Source organism: Burkholderia sp. ZZQ-2, from assembly GCF_050768715.1.
Taxonomy (GTDB): Bacteria; Pseudomonadota; Gammaproteobacteria; order Burkholderiales; family Burkholderiaceae; genus Burkholderia; species Burkholderia cepacia.
The window spans coordinates 1-21893 of the sequence record NZ_LDVA01000093.1 but is presented as its reverse complement, the minus strand read 5'-3'; the positions used below and the strand labels follow the sequence as shown (position 1 = coordinate 21893).

21 protein-coding genes are annotated in these 21893 nt (G+C 65.4%); 15 read left to right on the top strand and 6 right to left on the bottom strand.

Going from position 1 to position 21893, the window contains the following annotated elements; genetic code table 11:
- Positions 1 to 222: 222 nt before the first annotated feature.
- The 6 genes from ABY44_RS04805 (at position 223) to ABY44_RS04780 (ending at position 3554) form a co-directional block, all read left to right on the top strand.
- Complete coding sequence (locus ABY44_RS04805) at positions 223 to 546, top strand: DUF7716 domain-containing protein (protein ID WP_027788523.1); 324 nt, start codon at positions 223 to 225, stop codon at positions 544 to 546.
- A gap of 287 nt (positions 547 to 833) precedes the next feature.
- Positions 834 to 1415: a hypothetical protein gene (locus tag ABY44_RS04800; RefSeq protein ID WP_155637976.1), complete on the top strand. Its 582-nt coding sequence runs from the start codon at positions 834 to 836 to the stop codon at positions 1413 to 1415.
- Positions 1416 to 1518: 103 nt separating this feature from the next.
- Entirely contained in the window at positions 1519 to 2007 is a 489-nt protein-coding gene (locus ABY44_RS04795; protein WP_060173909.1) for a DUF4265 domain-containing protein, read from the top strand.
- Positions 2008 to 2060: 53 nt separating this feature from the next.
- The gene (locus tag ABY44_RS04790) at positions 2061 to 2513 is read left to right on the top strand and encodes an SMI1/KNR4 family protein (protein ID WP_060173910.1); all 453 of its coding nucleotides are present in this window, start codon (positions 2061 to 2063) and stop codon (positions 2511 to 2513) included.
- Positions 2497 to 2862 (top strand): immunity protein Imm33 domain-containing protein, encoded by a 366-nt coding sequence (locus ABY44_RS04785; RefSeq protein WP_060082856.1) that lies wholly within the window; start codon positions 2497 to 2499, stop codon positions 2860 to 2862. Before ABY44_RS04790 ends, ABY44_RS04785 begins: the two co-directional genes overlap by 17 nt.
- The gene (locus ABY44_RS04780; RefSeq protein ID WP_060173911.1) at positions 2859 to 3554 is read left to right on the top strand and encodes a DUF7716 domain-containing protein; all 696 of its coding nucleotides are present in this window, start codon (positions 2859 to 2861) and stop codon (positions 3552 to 3554) included. Before ABY44_RS04785 ends, ABY44_RS04780 begins: the two co-directional genes overlap by 4 nt.
- A gap of 92 nt (positions 3555 to 3646) precedes the next feature.
- Here the strand turns inward: ABY44_RS04780 and icmH are convergent, their stop codons facing one another.
- From icmH to tssJ, 3 genes are all read right to left on the bottom strand, one after another.
- Positions 3647 to 4429 (bottom strand): type IVB secretion system protein IcmH/DotU, encoded by a 783-nt coding sequence (gene icmH / locus ABY44_RS04775; protein WP_027788517.1) that lies wholly within the window; start codon positions 4427 to 4429, stop codon positions 3647 to 3649.
- On the bottom strand, positions 4426 to 5772 hold the full coding sequence (gene tssK / locus ABY44_RS04770) for a type VI secretion system baseplate subunit TssK (RefSeq protein WP_011350756.1): 1347 nt from the start codon (positions 5770 to 5772) through the stop codon (positions 4426 to 4428). The genes icmH and tssK overlap by 4 nt, the downstream gene beginning before the upstream one ends.
- A 102-nt stretch (positions 5773 to 5874) precedes the next feature.
- Positions 5875 to 6486, bottom strand: coding sequence for a type VI secretion system lipoprotein TssJ (gene tssJ, locus ABY44_RS04765; RefSeq protein WP_027788516.1), 612 nt, complete (start codon positions 6484 to 6486; stop codon positions 5875 to 5877).
- Between the two features lie 373 nt (positions 6487 to 6859).
- On the opposite strand from tssJ, the gene ABY44_RS04760 reads away from it, so the two are divergent.
- From ABY44_RS04760 to tssA, 9 genes are all read left to right on the top strand, one after another.
- Positions 6860 to 7498 carry a tetratricopeptide repeat protein gene (locus ABY44_RS04760; protein WP_060173912.1) on the top strand — a complete coding sequence of 213 codons (639 nt, stop codon included), beginning with the start codon at positions 6860 to 6862 and terminating at the stop codon, positions 7496 to 7498.
- A gap of 44 nt (positions 7499 to 7542) precedes the next feature.
- Positions 7543 to 8058 (top strand): type VI secretion system contractile sheath small subunit, encoded by a 516-nt coding sequence (gene tssB / locus ABY44_RS04755; RefSeq protein ID WP_027788514.1) that lies wholly within the window; start codon positions 7543 to 7545, stop codon positions 8056 to 8058.
- Between the two features lie 15 nt (positions 8059 to 8073).
- On the top strand, positions 8074 to 9564 hold the full coding sequence (tssC, locus tag ABY44_RS04750; RefSeq protein WP_006477094.1) for a type VI secretion system contractile sheath large subunit: 1491 nt from the start codon (positions 8074 to 8076) through the stop codon (positions 9562 to 9564).
- 70 nt (positions 9565 to 9634) lie between these two features.
- Positions 9635 to 10138 (top strand): Hcp family type VI secretion system effector, encoded by a 504-nt coding sequence (locus ABY44_RS04745; RefSeq protein WP_006477093.1) that lies wholly within the window; start codon positions 9635 to 9637, stop codon positions 10136 to 10138.
- Positions 10139 to 10482: 344 nt separating this feature from the next.
- Positions 10483 to 10968 carry a type VI secretion system baseplate subunit TssE gene (gene tssE / locus ABY44_RS04740; RefSeq protein ID WP_021161818.1) on the top strand — a complete coding sequence of 162 codons (486 nt, stop codon included), beginning with the start codon at positions 10483 to 10485 and terminating at the stop codon, positions 10966 to 10968.
- Positions 10969 to 11045: 77 nt separating this feature from the next.
- Positions 11046 to 12881, top strand: coding sequence for a type VI secretion system baseplate subunit TssF (gene tssF, locus ABY44_RS04735; protein ID WP_021161817.1), 1836 nt, complete (start codon positions 11046 to 11048; stop codon positions 12879 to 12881).
- Complete coding sequence (gene tssG / locus ABY44_RS04730; protein ID WP_021161816.1) at positions 12845 to 13945, top strand: type VI secretion system baseplate subunit TssG; 1101 nt, start codon at positions 12845 to 12847, stop codon at positions 13943 to 13945. Before tssF ends, tssG begins: the two co-directional genes overlap by 37 nt.
- 44 nt (positions 13946 to 13989) lie before the next feature.
- Positions 13990 to 16659, top strand: a complete 2670-nt coding sequence (gene tssH / locus ABY44_RS04725; RefSeq protein ID WP_060173913.1) for a type VI secretion system ATPase TssH — start codon at positions 13990 to 13992, stop codon at positions 16657 to 16659.
- A gap of 39 nt (positions 16660 to 16698) precedes the next feature.
- On the top strand, positions 16699 to 17820 hold the full coding sequence (gene tssA, locus ABY44_RS04720) for a type VI secretion system protein TssA (protein ID WP_059699704.1): 1122 nt from the start codon (positions 16699 to 16701) through the stop codon (positions 17818 to 17820).
- A gap of 85 nt (positions 17821 to 17905) precedes the next feature.
- Here the strand turns inward: tssA and ABY44_RS04715 are convergent, their stop codons facing one another.
- The 3 genes from ABY44_RS04715 to ABY44_RS04705 all read right to left on the bottom strand — a co-directional run.
- A complete protein-coding gene (locus ABY44_RS04715) occupies positions 17906 to 18835 on the bottom strand; it encodes an OmpA family protein (RefSeq protein WP_060173914.1) in 930 nt (309 codons plus the stop codon).
- 4 nt (positions 18836 to 18839) lie between these two features.
- Positions 18840 to 19829, bottom strand: a complete 990-nt coding sequence (gene tagF, locus ABY44_RS04710; RefSeq protein ID WP_027788508.1) for a type VI secretion system-associated protein TagF — start codon at positions 19827 to 19829, stop codon at positions 18840 to 18842.
- Positions 19826 to 21893: ImcF-related family protein (locus tag ABY44_RS04705; RefSeq protein WP_431640907.1), on the bottom strand; the 2068-nt coding region annotated here is incomplete at its 5' end. The genes tagF and ABY44_RS04705, both read right to left, overlap by 4 nt.

Sequence of the window (21893 nt, the reverse complement as noted above, 5' to 3'; positions counted from 1 at the left end):
CGCCCCGGCAAAAAAATGGTGGCAGGTTTCCCCCTCGCTTCATTGGCATAATCACGACCTTTTGCGGCATCATGCGCGAGCGCTGAGGTCCGATTCCGTGATGCTGACGAACTACGTACGTGCTTTGCGGCGCTCACACGAATCTACCGACGATATCGCACGTGCATGTCACGACGCCGTGCCATCCGCACCGCCAAACGTCACTCCCACCCCCTACAACCCATGCTCGCAACAACCGACCTGACGACCGTAGTCAGCCTGAAGCAGATCCTCGAAACGCCCGGCGACTTCTCTGGCTGGCTCCATCTACCGCCGAAGCCGTGGACGCTCGATACAGAGGGTGCGTTCTCGGCAGACGCGCAACATGCCGAAGACGATGCATCGTCCTCGATCGCGCTGCAACCCGGCTGGAGCGTCACGCTGAATAGTGCGACGATCGAAGATATCGTGATCAACGCCCACGACCAAATCGACGAACCGAGCGTTTCGCAGTTGCTCGACGCATTCGTCTTTTACGTAGAGAACGATGAATTCATCCTGTTCTGACGACATGGTTTGCCACACGTCATCATGAAATCCTGGCGGGACATCCTGATTGCAGCCAATCCGCTCGTTCGATTTCTCGAGGAGGATGCATTTTTGGCACCGTCTATCTCGGCAATCCCGCGGCGCATTACGTTGTCCGGGATGCGAAGGTCGCAAGTCGTTTAGCGACCGATGACTCCATCGACGATTTCGGTGAATTCATGTGTCGGCATGCGGCTGACAGAGAGACCCGAGACCGGTATCGTTCGCAAGCGATTCGACAAGGCGCCATGTCGCCGGGAGGCACGATGCACGATCGGGATCTGAAGCAGTTCATCGTCGAAATTCGCGACACGGTGGGCGTGCACGCAAGCATCGGCGCACCTGCGCCCGACCATGCAACACACACGAGCTCCCTCTCCGTGAGCGATGAAATTGCTGCGTGGTTCAGCGCACTCGACGATGTCGATCTGTCGATTCCCTGGACCGCTGACGACCTCCTGTTGTACGGCAACCAGGCGAGTCTCGCGCTTGGCCAGACCGGCTATCGTGTCGACGCATCTGGCCGGCGTCTGTCCGGATGGCACGACGACTGGATCGTGCTGGGTCAGATGGGCGGCGATCCCGTTATCGTCGTCCCGGGAGGCGATGTGCTGTTCGACCGCCACGGCGCGGGCTCCTGGGCACCATTGCGCGTTGCGTCATCCCTCACGCACTTCGCCCACGCGCTGTGTATCTGGTGCGAGCTGTACGTCGGAAAGTACGCACGCGACATCGTCGACGACACGTATGAAATCCGCCCGGCATTCCTTGCTGAAGTCCGGGCGCGGATAAGCGAGGCGCTGCCCGATGCGGAAGCGGTGGTGTTCCTGGAGATGGTCGGCGGGTGAGTGCGGGCGAGCAGTCTCAAGCAATGCGCAGGCCAATCCGCAGGCAGCCCCGGGTGACACGAGTGATTGACTGAAACACGGTCTTACTTACGGCGAGAACGAAATGCTTGACCCCGACCAGGATGACGACCTGATCCACGTCTACGCAGGTAGCTCCGGAGATGCACCGGTTCATGAAGAACTTCCCGCGCGTCAGGTCGAGCCGGGCATCTACGAATTGCTGGCATCGCCTGGCCTGGCGCTGAATCTCGCGAAAGGCGATCTTGTCCGCATGGATGACCCCGATCGTCCTGCCACGGTACTGAAGCGCGGCGGAAACTACTGCATCCAGATCTATGGCGACGCGATTCCGGATCGCGAAGTCGACCGGCTTGCGAGCGAGGTCGAATCCGAACTGGGCGGTACGCTTGATGGTCGTTACGGCGGCTCGCTCGCGTTATCGGTGCCGTCCGGTGCGGGAGGCGAGCGAATCCGTGCCGTCTTCGACGGCTTCACGGCAAGAACCGGCCTTGCCTGGTACTACGCGAACATCTACCGGAACTTCGAGGATCCGGACGACGAAACGCTGCTCGACTGGTGGCTCGAGTCGTGACGGTGCAAAATCGAACCCGTGTATGTCGGGGATACCGACAGGAAGATCAACCGATGCCCCCCACACCGACCATCGGCACGACCGTGGCCGAAATCGAAGCGGCCGAAGCATTGCTCGGCCGCGCGTTGCCGCGTTCGTTCGCGGCATGGCTGCTTCTCAACAACGGCAGGTCACTTGGCGGATTGTCCGTGTTCCCCGTCTTCGATGCGCGCAATCCGCGCAAGACCTGGAATTCGATCGTTCGGCACTACAGTGAGGGCTGGCGCGCGTGGCGAGACAATTTCGACCATACGGATGCCGATTTCTCGCACTTGTTGCCGTTTGCCGAGTTCGGGACAGGTGACTACTACTGCTTCGACTACGACCGGACAGCGGTATCGTGCGAGCCGGCCGTCGTCCTTTGGTCGCACGAGACGGGCGAGACGACGCCGGTATCCGACAGTTTCACGGCCTTTCTGTCGATGCGGGGCGCCATGGAGGGGGCGGGAAATGAACCTGACGAATGATCCGGCCGAGTGGCGTGAGCGCCAGGAGGCCGTGTGTGCGCGATACGCTCTGCGCGCTGCCGAACCCGAGCACAAGGTTGCGGTCGCGATATCGACGCTCGGGCGGATGCCTGTCTATGGCACGCGCATCGCGCTGTCGGAAGGCGATGACATCGGCTGGTTTTTCCACTGCGGCGAATATTCGGACGCGCCCGATTTCTACCAGCCGCTGCACGCCGCACATCTGCCCACCTACCTGCCGCTCGTCTTGCCCTATTTGATGCTGCCGCCCGGCGCGCGTTTCATCATCGACGACGCCGGCTACGAAGACGTCTGGATGGATTTGCCCGGCAACGAGGCGTCGCGATGAGTGCGCGGCAGACCTTTCGCAAGGCGCTGATGCTGCTCGATCATGGCATGACGGATCGAGGCGAAGCCGTGCTGCATCTTGCGCTGACTGAGGCCGAGCAGGAGGGCGATCGCGTAGCACTCGCCCAGTCGCTCGTCGCGCTGGGCGATCTGATGTGCGAGACGTCACGCAGTGGATCGGCGCGTCCGTTCCTGGAGCGGGCGCTTGCGGCGGCACGAGACCTCGATGCCGGCCTGCTGGCGTGCGAGCGTGACAGGGCCGAACGATTGCTGGCGCGTATCGAATGCGAGCGCATCGGATTGCAGATTCGCGGCCCGGAAGATTTCAAGAACAGGACGTTCACGCTTGCCGACTTCATCGCGGTTGTGCGAGCGAAGGCCGAACGGCCGGCGGGCTACGATCCGGCGTGGCAATACGATGTGTACGGAAATGACGGCGACGCAGACTGGTGTCCGCGGCAGACGATCTATATCGCCGACAAGGTACAGGTCGACGACGAGGATCGCGAGCGCTACCCCGAACGTGTCACTGAGCTCGGTTACGTATTCCGCTACTCGTGCGAGCACTTCCAGGACGTCGTCGATCTGGCCTGTCGTCAGAAACCGGGCGCGTCGATCGACGACCTCGTCCGCTGTCTCGACCACTTCGATCGCCACGACGACTTCCTCGATCTGGATTCGAACGGCGAGTAGCCGCGAGCACGACGAATGGTACGTCGCAACAAAAAAGGACCGCCGGGGCGGTCCTTTCTCATCGTGAAGCGAGGCCGAGAAACCTCCGCCCCTCAAGGCAGCGAAATCGTCAAATTGGCCGATTCCGGCCCGACCTTGATGACCTGCGAATAAGGCGCCAACGCCTGCAGCGTCTTGTCCTTCAGATACGTATTGAGCCCGAGATACCCGAGCAGCGCCACCAGCGCAAAAACCGCCCCGATCGCCCACACCGGCACTTCGCGTTTGAGTCGATGCGCGATCTGATCCGGCAACGGCCAATGCGGCGCGAACGGCGCCCGCTTGCCCTTCATATGCGCGATCTCGTCCCCCAGCCGCGCGGTGAGGTAAGCCAGCTTCTCCGGCCCTTCGAGCAGATACTTGCCCTGGAACCCGAGCAGCAGGCACATATGAAACACCTCGAGCGACTGCAGCCGCGCCGCGCCCTGCGCGCGACCTTCCTCGAGATACTGGAAGAACTTCTCCCCCGCGAGCTGCTCGCCGAACAGCACGAGCTGCAGCGGCCGGCGTTCCCAGTCCGTGCGGATCTTGAACTGCGACGACAGCACCATCTCGTCGATGGCCGCGCAGAACGCGAACTTCGCGCCGTACACATCCTCGGCCGCGATATTCAGCTTTTTCGCGCCGCGCTCGAAGTCCGACAGGAATTCCTGGATCCGCGTGCTGAACTCGCTCGCGCTATCCGGTTCCCGCCCGTTCTTGAGCAGGAACAGCATGAAGAACCCGTCGTACAGCAGGTCGAGCAGCGAACGGGCCTGGAACGAGGCGTCCGTCGACGCCGGGGTATGCAGGGGAGGCGGCGCGTTGTCGCCGAACAGGGAAGGCGCGTAGCTCATGATGTGACCGCGATCAGTTCGAACTTCAGGTCATTGATGCCAGTCGGCGCGTAGATCATCGCGGACTGGGCCTGCAGCATGCGCTCGTACAGCGCGCCGCGCGAATCGAGCGCGAAGTAGCAGGCGCCGGGGCGCACCGGAATCGCGGGCGGCACCTGCGGCGTGTACGACAGCCGCACGCCGGGCATGGCCGACAGCACGAGCTTGTCGACGTCGTCGGGCGCGCCGACCTTGAAGCGGGCCGGCACCGCATCGACGAGCTCGACGCTCGGCATGTCAGCGGACACCGCGAGGTAGAACTCGGTCTTGTCGTCGATCTTGCCGGAATCGAGGCGGCCGAGGTGGAACGACGGGCGCACCTCGTCGAGCGTGATCGCGAAGTAGCGCGTCGAGATCACGGTGTCGAGCAGCTCGCGCAGCATCAGGTCGAGACGCGCAAAGCTCGGGCCCGGATCGTCGTGGCGGTACACCGGCAGGTCCGCGAGCGTGTAGCCCTTCGAGAACGTCATCAGCTGGCCCGCGAGGCGCAGCAGTTCCTGGAACAGCCGCTCGGGATGCAGCGCCGAGTGCTGGTGCAGGTGCGCGAGCGTCGCGAACGCGGCGTTCGCGGTGTGCAGCAGCCAGAACGACGCGATGTCGCCCGAGCGGAATTCGATGATGTTCTTCGACGGCTCGCGGTGAAAGCCGTACAGCGCGTTCACCTTCGCCTGCAGCGCATCGACGAGCTGGCGCAGCCGCTGGTGCAGGATCGGCGATGCGTCGATCGCGAGGCACGGCGGCACGAAGCTGTCGTCGATCTCGAAACCGGACGTCGCGGTGCGGCGCACGCGTACGAGCGGCACCGACAGCAGCTGGTCGCGCGGTTCGCTGTGCGCGATCAGCTTGACCTGCGTCTTCAGGAACGTGATGTCGGCTTCGGCTGCGTCGGTGAAGTTGTCGCCGACGCTGGTCTGCTCGCTGACGAAACGCGTCATGAAGCCGGCGGCCGGATCGTCGCTGTAGTTGGTGCCGTTCTCGCGCAGCGGGTGCAGCGCGAGATAGAACACGAATTCGTTGATGCCGTCAGGCAGCGTGTCCAGCGCGATCGGCGGCGGCAGGTCGTCGGCCTGCGGCGCGGCATACAGCGCGCCGTCCGGGAACACGAGCGCGAGCTCGGCCACCCGCAGCACGTTGCTGCCGAGTGCGTCGCGGTCGATGCGCACCGAGCGCACGCCCCAGTTGTACGGCTGGATCGCCTGGATCGATTCGAACAGGCGCGCTTCGTGGTACGCGTCCTGTCGCTGAAAGTGTTGAGGCCGGAGGAACAGCCCTTCCCCCCACAGCACCTTGGCCGAATAACTCATGTCAAATCCGGTTAATGTCGCGTTGCGATGTAATCGATTCGTTCGTGCCCGAATTAAATCGCCAATTGTTAACTCTTGTTAATTGACATTCGTGCGTCATGTTTAACCGCAGGAGACCGAAGAAAGCAAATTCAGCGGTTGCGAAGGCGCACCCTGTTGCGGTGCGATGACGGTGCCATCGGTGACCGTCATCGCGCAATTATGCAGGCCGATGATTATGCCGGATTTCTCCGACTTCACCGGGTCGAACGTCAGTTTCCATCGTTGTAGTGCGGGATCGCGGAACAGCGCGACGATGCCGAACGCTTGCGCTTCGCGCGAAACCTTTTCGGTCGCCGTATAGCGCTGGCCCGGAATCAGCGTGATTTCACGCACGTTCAGCAAATCCGCGCCCAGCGCGGCTTTTTCCTTGGTCGGATCCGTAAATGCGTCGAACGGCGCCTGCTGGAACGACGTCGGGTCCTTCAGCGTATAGAGCCGCACGACGAGCGCGAGCGGCTTGTTGTCGGTCGCGGCATTCAGGTTCGGCGCCGCGGCGAGCGTGATGCCGAGGCTGCGCGGCGGCTTCTGCGCGTCGGGCACCTCGGGCTTGCCGATGCCGGCGGCGGACATCACGGCGCTCGCGGCCGAGCCGAGCAGCGGGGCGGCCGCGCATCCGGCCAGAAGGGCGCAGGCAACCAGCGGCAGCGCGTAGCGAATCATCAACGATCTCATCGTATTTCCGGCGTGCTGCCTTTATCCCTGTCAAATCTGCCGGGTATTTCCGCGCTCGTTGCGTATCCCCGGCATTGCACTGTTCAACTATTAAGCACGCCCGCGTCGTGGCGAGCGTCCGGAAATTTTTTCCGCCACCCCGGCGGCGCGTCGTGCAACCAGTAAAACTTGCCCATTCCGGCCGAAAGAAAAATCGCTGCGAGCCCGCGGCGAGCGGCCATTGGAGGGGGTAGCGCCCGGTTTTAAAAGGAATTACTCTTCACACGACGATTGAATTATGAAAAATTGATCGGTACTATACCCGCGCGCTTCTTGCAAAGCAAAAGAACCAGATTCTCAACGATTTAAAACTCACGCGCCGGTGGATATAACGATGAAAGACCGTCTCTTCGCAAAACTGTCTGGGGTAGTAGTGGCTTGCGGCGTGATCGCCGGTTGTGCGAGCCAGCCTCCCGCGCCGCCGACTGCAGAGGTGTTCAACAAGTCGCTGGCCGATGCGGACGCAGTTGCGAAGGCGGGGGACCAGGACAAGGCCCTCGGCCTGTATCAGCAGCTCGCGAAGTCGGATCCGACGCGCGAGGAGCCGTGGTCGCGCATCGCGCAAATCCAGTTCGCACAGAACCACTACGGTCAGGCAATCGTTGCCGCGCAGGAAGCGCTGCAGCGCGACGCGACCGACCGTCAGGCAAAGAGCGTGCTGGCCGTGGCCGGCCTGCGGATCGCGACGCAGTCGCTCGGCGAGCTGCGTCAGGATTCGTCGCTCGCGGGCGACGCGAAGTCCGATGCGCAGGCGCTCGCGAAGCAACTGCGCGACACGCTGGGCGAATCGGCGCTGTTCCCGCCGGAGACGAATCCCCGCGCCAGTGGCCGAACCAAGAAGACCCGCACGGTCGTGCACAAGAAATTCACGACGCAGGGTGCGGAAACCACCGCTACGGTGCCGCCGACGAACACGTCGTCGGGCGGCGGAGCGCCGAAGGGCGGCGATCCGTTCGGCGCCCTGCGCAACTGACCGTAACTGACGCGATAACCACAACTAACCTGGGAGCCGTCGAGATGGCCAAGAAAGAAAGCATTCAGAAAAGCTTGCAGAAAATACGGCCGCCGCGCGTCCAATTGACCTACGAGGTCGAGAAGGGCGATGCGATCGAGGTGAAGGAACTGCCGTTCGTCGTCGGGGTCGTCGGCGATCTGGCGGGCCAGTCCGAAATCGAGCAGCCGAAGCTGCGCGACCGCAAGTTCGTCAACATCGATCGCGACAATTTCGACGACGTGATGAAGGCGATCGAGCCGCGTGCCGCGTTCCAGGTGGAAAACCGCCTGAGCGAGGGTGGCGGCAAGTTTGCGGTCGACCTGAAGTTCCGTTCGCTGTCGGATTTCAGCCCGGACGAAGTCGTCGAACAGGTTGAGCCGCTGCGCCGCCTGCTCGAGGCGCGCTCGAAGCTCGCCGACCTGCGCAACAAGCTCGCCGGCAACGACAAGCTCGAGGATCTGCTGTCCGAGGTGCTGAAGAACACGCAGCAGCTGCAGGAGCTCGCGAAGGGCACCGGCGGCGACAAAGACGGCGAATGACGACGGAGTGTTGAGATGAACCAGCAAACGGCTGCGGCCCAAGCGAGCGGCGCGGAATACGCCGCCGGGACTTCGCTGCTCGACGACATCGTCGAGAAGAGCAAGGTCGCGAAATCCGATTCCGAGCATGCGCGTGCGAAGGACCTGATCGGCGAACTCGTGCACCAGGTGCTCGACGGCACGGTGATCGTGTCGGACAACCTGTCGGCCACGATCGACGCGCGCGTCGCGGAACTCGACCGCCTGATTTCCACGCAGCTTTCCGCGGTGATGCACGCACCGGAATTCCAGCGCCTCGAAAGCACGTGGCGCGGGATGGACTATCTGGTCAAGGAAAGCAACACCGGCCAGACGATCAAGATCAAGGCGCTGCACGCACCGAAGCGCGACCTCGTGCGCGACTTCAAGGGCGCGAGCGAATTCGACCAGAGCGCGCTGTTCAAGAAGGTCTACGAAGAGGAATTCGGCACGTTCGGCGGCTCGCCGTTCGGTGCGCTGATCGGCGATTACGAGATCTCGCGCCAGCCGGAAGACATGTACTTCATCGAGCAGATGTCGCACGTCGCGGCGGCCGCGCATGCGCCGTTCATCGCGTCGGCGTCGCCCGAGCTGCTCGGCCTCGAGTCGTTCTCCGACCTCGGCAAGCCGCGTGATCTCGGCAAGGTGTTCGATACGGTCGAATATGCGAAGTGGAAGTCGTTCCGCGACGCCGAAGATTCCCGCTACGTCGGCCTGACGCTGCCGCGCTTCCTCGGTCGCCTGCCGTTCAATCCGAAGGACGGCCAGACCGCGGAGAACTTCAACTTCGTCGAAGACGTCGACGGCACCGACCACGACAAGTACCTGTGGTGCAACGCTGCGTGGGCGTTCGCTGCGCGCCTGACGGCCGCATTCGACGATTTCGGCTGGTGCGCGGCGATCCGCGGCGTCGAAGGCGGCGGCCTCGTCGAGGACCTGCCGACCCACACGTTCAAGACCGACGACGGTGAAGTCGCGCTGAAGTGCCCGACCGAAATCGCGATCACCGATCGCCGCGAGAAGGAACTGAGCGACCTCGGCTTCATTCCGCTCGTTCATTGCAAGAACTCGGATTACGCTGCGTTTTTCGCCGCGCAATCGGTGCAGAAACCGAAAAAATACAGCACCGACAGCGCGAATGCGAACGCCGTCCTGTCCGCCCAGCTTCAGTACATCTTCTCGGTGTCGCGCGTTGCGCACTACCTGAAGGCGATGATGCGGGACAAGATCGGCAGCTTCGCATCGGCGCAGAACGTGGAGACTTTCCTCAACCGGTGGATTTCGCAGTACGTCCTGCTCGACGACAACGCGTCGCAGGAACAGAAGGCGCAATTCCCGCTGCGCGAGGCATCCATACAAGTGTCGGAGATTCCGGGCAAGCCGGGCTCGTATCGTTCGGTCGCGTTCCTGCGCCCGCACTTTCAGCTCGACGAACTCTCGATTTCTCTGCGACTTGTCGCTGATCTGCCCAAACCGGCAAATTCATAAGCGAGTAAATCGCCCGGGCGGGCCGCCTGGGTAGGACGTTAAAACCACCTCTTTGGGGAGTCGAAGGGCCATGTTACATATGCACTTGCAGTTTGGTAGTCCCGCGGTGAAGGGCGAGTCCGCGGACAAGGACCACCAGGGCTGGATCGAACTGAAATCGTGGGATCACTCGATCGTTCAGCCGCGTTCGGCAACCGCATCGACCGCTGGCGGTCACACGATGACGCGTTGCGAGCACGGCGACATGATTTTCACGAAGGAAATCGATTCGTCGAGCCCGCTGCTGTACCAACACGCTTCGGGCGGTACCACGTTCGACGAGGTGACGGTTCATTTCTCGCGCGCTGACGGTGAAGGCAAGCGCGTGCAGTATCTGGAAGTCAAGCTCAAGTACGTGATCATCTCGAGCATCGCCCCGAGCGTTCGCGAGGAAGGTCTGCCGCTCGAGACGTTCTCGCTGAAGTACGCAGCCGTGCAGTGGAAGCAAACCCAGCAGAAGATCGGCGGCAACCAGGGCGGCAACACGCAAGGCGCCTGGAGTCTGACGAAGAACGACAAGACCTACGCGGTCTAAGGTCGGTCGCGGCAACGGGGCGCTCGGCGTCCCGTTGCCGTTTTCGCTGTGAATCAGGGCCTGTTTCCGCTAATAACGGGCTTGCGCTGGCCCCCAGAAGGGCCGAGCGCAAGGATTGCGACGAAGCGAATACTCGACGTATTCGCGAGGAGCGTGACGCGGCGATCGGCCCTTCTGGGGGCCAGCCCCACGAATGATTTTTTCAAACAGGGGAACGTGCGTTGCCGGCCGTATTGCAGCGTCGTTCGTCGCTTGTTTGGCTCGGCCAAACGGCGCTCCTCACTCCTTGCACTACGACCGGCAACACACGTTCGCAAGCCCGTTATTAGCGGAAACAGGCCCTTATGAAACGATTCGAACCCAGTTTTCTCGACAAGCTGTTCGACGACGAACCGCACCTGCCGGCCTCGGCAGCGATGCGGCAATTGTCGCTGGACGAGCTCAAGAACACGGTCGCCCGCGACGTCGAGGCGATCCTCAACACCCGTATCGCCCACACCGAGAACGAGCTGGCCACGCTGCCGGAGTGCCAGAAGTCGGTGCTGACCTACGGGTTGAACGATTTCGCAGGGCTGAGCCTGGCGAGTCACTACGACCGCGCGTTCATCTGCAAGTCGATCCAGCAGGCCATCGCGCGCCACGAGCCGCGCCTGCAGCAGGTGCAGGTGACGTTCGAGCTGAACGAGCAGGCCACCAACGCGCTCTATTTCGCGATCCAGGCGCTGCTCGTCGTGCACCCGGCCGAGGAGCCGGTGAGTTTCGACGCGATGCTGCAGCCGTCGACGCTGCAGTATTCGGTCACGCGCGCACGCGCCGCAAGAATGCAGTAAATCAAGCCGCCGAGCGGGCCGGACCGCCCGGTGATGGTTCAGGGTCCGGCAGGAAATATTGAGGTTCGGGGTCGTCGATGGAAGAATTGCTGCCGTATTACGAGCGCGAATTATCGTTTTTGCGGCGCTATTCGCGAGATTTCGCCGAACGCTATCCGAAGATCGCGGCACGGCTCGCGCTGTCCGGCGAGCATTGCGAGGATCCGCACGTCGAGCGGATGATCGAGTCGTTCGCGCTGCTCGGCGCGCGCATCAACAAGAAGCTCGACGACGACTACCCCGAATTCACCGAAGCGCTGCTGGAAGTGCTCTATCCGCACTACCTGCGGCCGTTCCCGTCGTGCTCGATCGCGCAGTTCACGCCGGCCTCGCCCGGCCAGCAGACCGAGCCGGTCGTGATCGATCGCGGTACCGAGCTGAAGAGCCGCCCGATCCGCGGCGTGCAGTGCCGGTTCCGCACCGCCTATGACGTGACGCTCGCGCCGATCCGCATCTCGGAAGCGCGCTACACGCCGGTCGCGCTCGCGCCGAGCGCGACGGTGCTGCCGTCGAACGCGACGGGCGTGATCTCGATCACGTTCGAGTCGCTCGCCGCGCAGCTCGATCTCGGTGCGCTGAAGCTGCCGACGCTGCGCGCGCACCTGCACGGCGAGCAGTCGTTCGTCGCCGCGCTGACCGACTGCCTGTTCGTCAACGTGCTCGGCGCGTACGTCGAGCCCGAACGCAACGGCCGCTGGACCGCGTTGCGCAAGCTGCCGATCGCGCACGCCGGCTTCGACGAGGACGACGCGCTGATCGACTACCCGGCGAAATCGCATCCCGCGTATCGCCTGCTCACCGAATACTTCGCGTTCCCCGACAAGTTCGATTTCGTCGACTTCGACATCGCGGCGATCGCGCGCGCGACGGGCCGCTGCCAGCGGGCAACGCTGCATCTCGTGCTGCAGGACGTGCGCAGCGATTCGCACGTCGCGCGGCTGCTCGAGCTGCTGACGGCGAGCCACTTCCGGCTGTTCTGCACGCCGATCGTCAACCTGTTCCGCCAGCACGGCGAGCCGATCCGCATCACGCACCGCGCGGTGTCCTACCCGGTGATCGCCGAGGCGCGGCGCGCGTTCGCATACGAGGTGTACTCGATCGATTCGGTGAAGCTCGTCAGGCAGCAGGCGCACGAGGAATCGGTGATCGAATTCCGGCCGTTCTACTCGCTGCATCACGGCGAATCGGCGCGGATCGGCCATTACTGGTTCGCGCGCCGCAACGACTGGGTCGCGCAGAAGAGCCCCGGCTATGAAACCGAAATCTCGATCGTCGACATCGATTTCGAGCCGACGTCGCCGCAGACCGACACGCTGAGCCTCGACCTCACCTGCACGAACCGCGACCTGCCGGCCATGCTCGCGTTCGGGCTCGAAGGCGGCGACCTGTTCCAGGAAGGCGGCGCGCAGACGAGCGGCATCTCGATGCTGCGCCGCCCGACGCAGAGCGTGCGCTTCGAGCGCGGCCGCGCCGCGCACTGGCGGCTCGTGTCGCACCTCGCGCTCAATCACGTGTCGCTGGTCGCGCACGGCCTCGCGCCGCTGAAGGAAATGCTGACGCTGTACGACCTGCGGCGCACCGCCGTGTCGATGCGCCAGATCGACGGCCTCGCCGGCGTCGAGCAGCGCGGCGCCGTGCAGTGGCTGCCCGGCAAGCCGTTCGCGACCTTCGTGCGCGGCATCGAGATCCGCCTGACGATCGACGAGGAGCACTTTGTCGGCGCGAGCCTGGCCTCGTTCGTGCGCGTGCTCGACAGCTTCTTCGGGCTGTACGTCCACCTCAACAGTTTCGTTCAACTAGTCGTCGTGTCGAAGCGCACCGGCGAGGAGATCATCCGATGCAAGCCCCGGACCGGCGAATCGATCCTGGCGTAGTCGACGCACTGCTCGACGAACCGCACCGCTTCGAGTTCTTCCAGGCCGTGCGTGTGCTCGAAGGGCTGTTCGCGCGGCAGGCGTCGGATGCGCCCGGCGCGTGGCGGCAGGGCGACGTGGTCGCGCAGCGCATCGAATTCCGCAACACGCTGTCGCTCGGCTTTCCGCCGAGCGAGATCGAAGGCGCGCGCTCGTTCGACGGCGACGGCACGCAACTGAAGACGGACGAGCAGCGCGGCGCCGCGCTCGCGGCCGGCGAGCTCGGCCACGTCGAGCTGACGCCCGCGTTCTTCGGGCTGCTTGGCGGGCAGGGCGCGCTGCCGCTGCATTACACCGAGCAGATCATCGCGCGCGAGCACCTGAAGCGCGACCACGCGGCGCGCGCATTCTTCGACGTGTTCTCGAACCGCGCGACCGCGCTGTTCTATGCCGCGTGGAAGAAATACCGGCTGCCGTTCCATTACGAGCTCGATCGCGACGAACGTTATCTGCCGCTGCTGCTCGCGATAGCGGGCGTGCCGAGCGACGAAGTGCGCGACAGCCTCGCGGCCGGCGTGGGCGGCGTGCTCGACGAGGCCGTTGCCGGTTATGCGCTGGCCGCGCGGCACCGGCCGATGTCGGCTGCATACCTGCAGCGCACGCTGTCCGACTATTTCCGCGTGCCGGTGAAGATCGACCAGTTCGTCGGCAAGTGGTACGACGTGCCGCCCGACCAGCTGAGCGTGCTCGGCGAGGTCAACGCAGTGCTCGGCGCGACGGCGCTCGTCGGCGAACGCGTATGGCAGCGCGACATGCGCGCGCGGATCGTCGTCGGCCCGCTGTCCAAGCGCGACTACGAAGCATTCCTGCCCGGCGGCGCGCAGGCCGTCGCACTGGAGCGGATGCTGACGCTGCTCGCCGGCGTCACGCTCGAATACGAGGTGAAGCTCGTGCTCAAGCGCACCGAGGTCGGCGCGAGCGTGCTCGGCGCGGGCTCGCGGCTCGGCTGGGACGCGTTCCTGTGCACGCGGGACGCGCTCGAGGATCGCTCAGACGCGCGCTACGAACTGCACGTGATTCACTGATTCCGAACGACAACAAACACACAATCGAACCTGAGATCGACGCCATGAGCACGCCTCTGAAGACCCTGATCACGAAACTGAACCCGCTGTGCCGCCACGCGACCGAGCGGGCGGCGAGCGCGTGCCTGGCGCGCGGCCACTACGAAGTCGATCTGGAGCACCTGTTCCTCGCGTTGCTCGAGGAGCCGGCGGGCGACCTGCCGCTCGCGCTGCGCGCGAGCCGTGTCGATCCGCATGCGCTGCGCGCCGATCTGGAGCGCGAGCTGACGCGCCTGAAGACCGGCAACACGCGCACGCCGGTGTTCTCCGTGCACCTGATCGCGCTGTTCGAGCAGGCGTGGCTGATCGCGTCGCTCGATTCGCAGCTCGGCCGCATCCGTTCCGGGCACCTGCTGCTCGCGCTGCTGACCGCGCCGGATCTCGCGCAATTCGCGCAGCGGATGTCGTCGCAGTTCGCGGAAGTGAACGTGACGGACCTGAAGCACAAGTTCGACGAAATCATGGCCGGATCGAGCGAGGCCGAACCGCGCCAGGCCGATACGGAAGACGGCGGCCTCGCGCCGGCAGCCGACGGCGCGGCGCCCGCGGCGGGCCCGTCGAAGACGCCCGCCCTCGACACGTACACGACCAACCTCACGCAGCGCGCACGCGACGGCAAGATCGACCCGGTGATCGGCCGCGAAGCCGAGATCCGCCAGGCGATCGACATCCTGATGCGTCGCCGCCAGAACAACCCGATCATGACCGGCGAGGCCGGCGTCGGCAAAACGGCGGTCGTCGAGGGCCTCGCGCTGCGCATCGCGGCCGACGACGTGCCGCCGCCGTTGCGCGGCGTCGCGCTGCACGTGCTCGACATGGGGCTGCTGCAGGCCGGCGCGAGCGTGAAGGGCGAGTTCGAGAATCGCCTGAAGAGCGTGATCGACGAGGTGAAGAAGAGCGCGCACCCGATCATCCTGTTCATCGACGAGGCGCACACGATCATCGGCGCGGGCGGCCAGGCCGGCCAGAACGACGCGGCGAACCTGCTGAAGCCGGCGCTCGCGCGCGGCGAGCTGCGCACGATCGCCGCGACGACGTGGAGCGAATACAAGAAGTACTTCGAGAAGGACGCGGCGCTTGCGCGGCGCTTCCAGGTCGTGAAGGTCGAGGAGCCGAGCGAGCCGCTCGCGGCCGCGATGCTGCGCGGAATGTCCGGCCTGATGGAAAAGCACTTCAACGTGCGGATCCTCGACGATGCGATCACCGAGGCCGTGCGTCTGTCGCACCGCTACATCAGCGGCCGCCAGCTGCCGGACAAGGCGATCAGCGTGCTCGACACCGCATGCGCGAAGGTCGCGCTCGCGCACAGCGCGACGCCGGCGGCGATCGACGACACGAAGAAGCGCATCGAGCGGATCGACGCGGAAATCGCGTCGCTGGAGCGCGAGGCGGCCGGCGGCGCGGCGCACGACGAGCGGCTCGGCGAGCTGCGCGGCGCGCGCGACACGGCGCTCGAACAACTGGCGAAGGACGAAGCGCGTTATGAAGCCGAGCGTGCGATCGTCGCCGAAATCACCGAACTGCGCGACACGCTCGACAAGGCACGCGGCCCGTCGGAAGACGGCCAGCCGGTCGACGTGCAGGCGACCCGCGACAAGCTCGCCGAGCGCGTCGCGTCGCTGCACGCGCTGCAGGGCGGCGAGCCGATGGTGCCGCTGCAGGTCGACGGCCACGTCGTCGCCGAGATCGTCGCCGCGTGGACGGGCATTCCGCTCGGCCGGATGGTGAAGGACGAGATCGACACTGTGCTGAACCTGCAGCCGCTGCTCACCGCGCGCGTGATCGGCCAGGACCATGCGCTCGACGCGATCGCGCAGCGCGTGCGCACCGCGACCGCGAACCTCGAGGATCCGAACAAGCCGCGCGGCGTGTTCATGTTCGTCGGGCCGTCGGGCGTCGGCAAGACCGAGACGGCGCTCGCGCTGGCCGACATCCTGTACGGCGGCGAACGCAAGATGGTCACGATCAACATGAGCGAGTACCAGGAAGCGCACAGCGTGTCCGGCCTGAAGGGCTCGCCGCCGGGCTACGTCGGCTACGGTGAAGGCGGCGTGCTGACCGAGGCCGTGCGCCGCAACCCGTATTCGGTCGTGCTGCTCGACGAAGTCGAGAAGGCGCACCCCGACGTGCTCGAGATGTTCTTCCAGGTGTTCGACAAGGGTGCGATGGACGATGCGGAAGGGCGCGAGATCGACTTCCGCAACACGCTGATCATCCTGACGTCGAACGTCGGTTCCGCCGCGGTGATGCAGGCGTGCCTGAACAAGCCGGCCGAGGAACTGCCCGATCCGGATGCCCTTGCCGAGACGCTGCGCCCGCAGTTGTACAAGACGTTCAAGCCTGCGTTCCTCGGGCGGATGAAGGTCGTGCCGTACTACCCGATTTCCGACGACGTGCTGGCCGAGATCATCGAGCTGAAGCTCGAGCGGATCCGCCGCCGGATCGAGGCGAACCACAAGGCGGCGTTCGAATGGGACGAGTCGCTCGTCGACGCGGTGCTCGCGCGCTGCACCGAAGTCGATTCGGGCGCCCGCAACGTCGACCATATCCTGAACGGCACGCTGCTGCCGGAGATCGCGGGCCACGTGCTCGGCCGGATCGCCGACGGCGCGGCCATCGCGCGCATCGCGGTGCGCGCGGACGAGGCCGGCGAATTCACGTACACCGTCGAATGAGCGCGGCCGCGCATCACCCAGCATTGATGAACTGAAACCATGCCGATCAATCTCCCCGAGCTGCTGACGCCGATCAGCGATGCGTCGCCCAGCGGCGACGACCTGCTGTTTTCGAACGAATTCGACGCGATCCAGGACGCGCGGCGCTACGACGATCCGACACTCGACCAGGGCGAATGGGTGACCGAGATCAAGGAGGCCGACTGGGGCTTCGTCGTCGATCACGCAGGCGAGCTGCTACGCACGCGCACGAAGGACCTGCGGCTCGCCGTATGGCTCACCGAGGCGCTCGCGCTCGAGGACGGCATCACCGGCCTCACCGAAGGCTATGCGCTGCTCGAGGGCCTGTGCCGCGACTTCTGGGACACCGTGCACCCGCTGCCCGAAGACGACGACATCGAGCACCGGCTCGGCAACGTCGCGTGGCTGTCCGGCCGCACGGCCGAGCTGCTGCGCGCGGTGCCGTTGACGGACGGCGCGTCGAACGCGTTCAGCACGCTCGACTGGGAAGTGGCGCAGCACGTCGCGCAGGCCATCAAGCGCGACCCCGAACACGCGGACGACATCGCACGCGGCAAGCCGTCGATCGAGCAGATCGATTCGTCGCGGCGCGTGACGTCGATCGCGTTCTACACGGCGCTGCTCGCGAACCTGAAGGCGTTCGAATTCGCGCTCGATGCGTTCGAGGAGCGGCTCGTCGAGCGCGCGGGCGATTCGGCGCCGAGCTTCCGGCAGGCGCGCGACGCGTTCGAGACCGTGTACCGCCTCGCCGAGCGCTTTGCGCGCGAGCAGGGTTATACGGGCAGCGCGCCGCACACGCAGTCGGCACCGCAGGCGCAACCCGAGCGCATCGAGCCGGTGTTCGGCAACCCGATTCAGACCGAGGAGACTCACGTGCAGCCGCAGCCCGTTCCGCGCGCCCCGGTGACGCAGATGATCGCCGGCATCCAGAACCGTGCGCAGGCCGTCGACCAGTTGCGCGCGGTCGCCCGCTATTTCCGCCAGACCGAGCCGCACAGCCCGGTCGCGTATCTCGCCGACAAGGCGGCCGAATGGGCCGACATGCCGCTGCACAAGTGGCTCGAGAGCGTCGTGAAGGACGACGGCTCGCTGTCGCATATTCGCGAACTGCTGGGCGTGAGGCCGGACGAGCAGTCGTAAACGCGAAACGGGCGGCGCATCGCTGCCGCCGCCCGTCGCCTGCCGGGCCGCTCCGTACGAAGCGGCCCGTGACATCCCTCTACGCTTACTGCCCCACCCGGAACTCGATCCGTCGATTCCGCGCCCGCCCGTCCGCCGTATCGTTCGGCGCGATCGGCTGATCCGGCCCGACGCCCGTCGTCGTCATCTGCTGCGGCGGAATGCTCTTCGTGATCAGGTAACCCTTCACCGCATCCGCGCGCGCCTGGCTGAGCGCGATGTTCGACGTGCGGTTCCCCGAGTTGTCGGTGTGACCGATGATGTCGACCGTGCGGTTCTGCATCTTCGCGAGCGCGGCCGCCATCTGGTCGAGGATCAGCTTGCCCTGCGGCGTGAGCGTTGCGCTGCCCGTCTCGAACTCGATCGTCCGGTTCGCGAGCGTCTGGTCGAGCACGCCCTGTTCGGACGCCGATACGCGCAGCCCGTTCCTGATCGTATACGTCGGGTTCAGCGTGTTCGCCATGTCGCTCGCGAGCTGCTGGCGCTGCGCTTCGTTGTGCACCTCGCCCTTCATCTCGATCTGCGTGCCGTTGATCTTCAGCTGCCCCTTGCTGATCTGCTTGAGCTGCGCGCCGAGCAGCTTCTGCACGTTCGCGCTCCAGTTCGGCGGCGTCGCGACGTCGCCGACCTCGATCTGGTCGACGACGTTCGTCGCGCCGTAGGTGTCGCGCAGCTTCTGCAGCACGGCGGCCTTGGTCGCCTCGTCGGGCACCTTGCCGCCGACGACCACCTGGCCGGGTGTCGCGGCCGCGGGCGGCGGCGTGACGGTGCTCGCGGTGCCGGCCGTGCCGTGCACGACGGCGCCTGACGCCGTCCCCGGTGCGGCACCGGTGTTCGCGGGCAGCGCGGTCGTCGCGACCGTGCCGTTGCCGACCGGCGTGACCGTCGCGCCCGTGTTCTGCGCGAAGGCCGCGCCGCTGCCGATGAACAGGCCCGAGGCGAGGAGGGCGGCGAGGACGTGATTCATGCGATGCATCCCGTCAGCCTCCGATGAACGCTTCGCGGAACGCGTCGATGGCGACGCGCAGCGAGAGTTGCGGTTGGTCGAGGTAGCTGACGAGCTTGCTGATCTGGTGATCGTTTTGCGCATGGGCGTCGATCCACTCGGGATCGTCGATGTCGATGTTGTGGGCGGCGTAGGTCTGCGGGTCGACGACGCTCAGCAGCGTCTTGGCCGACGCGCCGTTGAAGCCGATGATGAGCCGTTCGCGCTCGGCGATCGTGCCGATGAAGATCGCGAGCTCGAAGTCGGCCTGCGCGACGAACGGTGCAATCAGTTCGAGCCAGAACGCGGCGACGAGGCTGCGGTAGAACGGATCGACCGGCAGCGGCAGCGTGAGGCCGCGCTCGATGTGCGACGAGCCGCTCTGCATCACCGGCCGCAGCAGCGAGCCGAGCGCGAGCATCGCGCCGCGCAGCCGCACGGGATGGCCGCTGTCGAGCAGCATCTCCTGGAGGCCGTACAGCGACTGGTGTTCGACGAAATCGTTGAAGGTGCCGTCATGCGACGTGCCGGGGCCGCCGACGTCGATCGGCACCTGCGTGTCGCCGAGCGCCTGCAGCGCGCCGGGCGGCTCGTCCTTGCCCAGCAGCGGCGGGATCTGCGTGGCGACGCGCGACCACAGCCGCGCGAACGCGAGCGGGCTGCGCGCGAGGAACGCGAGCGGCCGGTCGACCTCGAGCGCCGTTGCGCCGAGGAACGGGAAGCGGCGCATCGACACGTCGTGGCTCGCGACCATGTGGCCCGCGATCGCGAGCTTGCTGCGCGAGCCGAGGAACGCGAAATGCATCGGCTTCGCATCCTCGTAGACGAGCTTCCAGCGCGGATCTTCCGCGAGCAGTTCGAGCGCCTGCGCGATCCAGCGGTCGAGCGTCTGCAGCAACTGCGGATTGTGCGGGCTCTTCACGAAGTCGCCGCGCGACGGAATCTTGCCGAAGTAGGCGATTTGCGCCTGTACGGTTTGCGTCATTGCGCCCCCTGTGCATTCGTTGCGTTGGCGGCCGCGACGGCCGGCGCTGCGCCCGGCGTACCCGTGCCGGACTGGGTCGCGTTCTGCGCGGCGCCCGCGCTCGCGTCGGCGACCGACGACGGCAGCTGCAGGCCGCGCAGGCTCTGCTGCTGCGGCTGGTCGCTGCCCCCGCCGCCGGACGGTTGCGACGTGCTGATGATGCGCATCGTCACCGACACGTTCACGTTGCCCTGCGCCCACGTCAGGTCGAAGGTGCCGTCCGGACGGCGCTTGCGTTGCGCCGAGTTGATCAGCTTCTCGAGGCCGTAGCGGCCCGGCTCGTTGACGAGCTGCACCGTGCGGCCGTCGAAGGTCGTCGCGGACAGCGTCGCGCCCGGCGAGCCCTGCGGGTTCGGCCACACGAAGTTGGTCCACTGCGGCGGCGTGTTGCGGTAGCGCAGTTGCTGGCCGTCGATCGCGATCGTGTATTCCGTCGTGCCCGTGCTCGGCTGCGGCAGGATCTGGAACACGGTCTGCGGCTCGGACGACGCGGCCGCGCCGCTTGCCGCACCGCCCGCGAGCGGCGCGACCCAGCGCGCGAAGCCGTTCGTGAAGTCCGGCGTGAGGCCGATGCCCATGTCGCCCCACGTGCGGGCGGCGAGGGTGTCGCCGCGGCGCACCGCGAGCGGCCCGAGCGTCGTGCCGACGAACTTCGCGATCGAGCCGTCCGGACCGAACACCTGCGCGATTTCACCGGCGCCGGCCTCGACCTTCGCGCTCGCCGCGAACGGGTACTTCGTCGCGAGCGAGTTCTGGAACGGCTGGTAGACCTGGGCGTTCCACACCTTGTTGACTTCGGCGCTGGCCGGCTGGATCACGACCGCGAACGCCTGCATCAGCGGCCGCACGAGCAGCGGACGCAGCGACTTGCGTTGCGAATCGGTGAGGCCGGTCAGCATCTGTTCGTCGACGAGCTTCAGCGAATCGGCGAGTTCCGAACCGTTGCCGTCGAGCGTCTGCTGCATCAGCTGGCGCGCGCCCGGGCCCGGGTCGCCCTGGTTCTTGATCACGTTGAAGCGCGTGCGGACCTTCGACAGCGACTCCATGTAGCCCTTGAGCATCGACGTGCCGTCATGCACCGCGACGATCCGCGCGAGCCCGATGAATTCCTGGCCGATCGGACCCATCGGCACCTCGGCCGGATTGCCGTTGATGTCGATGTTGGCGGCCGCCACCTGGCCGGCCGGCGAGCGCGAGAACAGTTGCTTGACCCAGTTCACGACACCCGTCTGCGCCTTCTTGATCGTCACGTTCGCGAGCGACGGGTTGTCCCACGACGTCTGGTCGTACGCGGTCTCGAGGATCTTGCGGATCGGCGAATCCTGCGGGTCGCCGAGGCGGTTCATCCCGTCGACGGCCTGGCCGAAGCTGCTGAAGCCCTGCACGGCGATGCCCTGCATGAACTTCTGCCAGTGCTGCGCATACTCGGTCTTGTACATGCCGACGAGCGTCTTCTGGATCTGCTCGGGGCTGCCCTCGAGCGTCAGGTCGTCCTGCGTCGACGTGTTCAGCACCCAGTCCTTCGCCTGCAGTTCCTTGGTCGCCGCGTCGCGGATCGCCGGCTGCACGTAGTCGAACCACGCTTCGCGCGTGAACGTGCCCGGAATCGCGTAGCTGCCTGCCACGAGCCCCTGGTTGCCGTCGCCGACGATGCGCGCGATGGTCATCGGCGCGAAGCGGGTCGATGCGCGCGCCTTGATTTCCTCGTACACGCGCTGGCGGGCCGGCATGCCGCGCACGACGCGGCGCAGGTTCTCGCGGGTCTGGTCGACGAGCGCGAGGTTCGCGTCGATCATCGGCCAGTCGTCGTCGTTCACGCGCGACAGATAGAACGAGATCATGCGCTCGGCGCTCTTGATCATCTCGTCGCGCGGCATGTTGCCGCGATTCGTCTCGAGCCAGCCGCGCCAGAAGCGGGCGAGCTGGTCGGTCAGGTGTGCCTGTTCGACGTGACGCTTGTCGGACAGCATCAGGTACGTCTTGAGCGCGTTGTACGCGTCCTGCACGTTGGTCGGCGACGCGTCG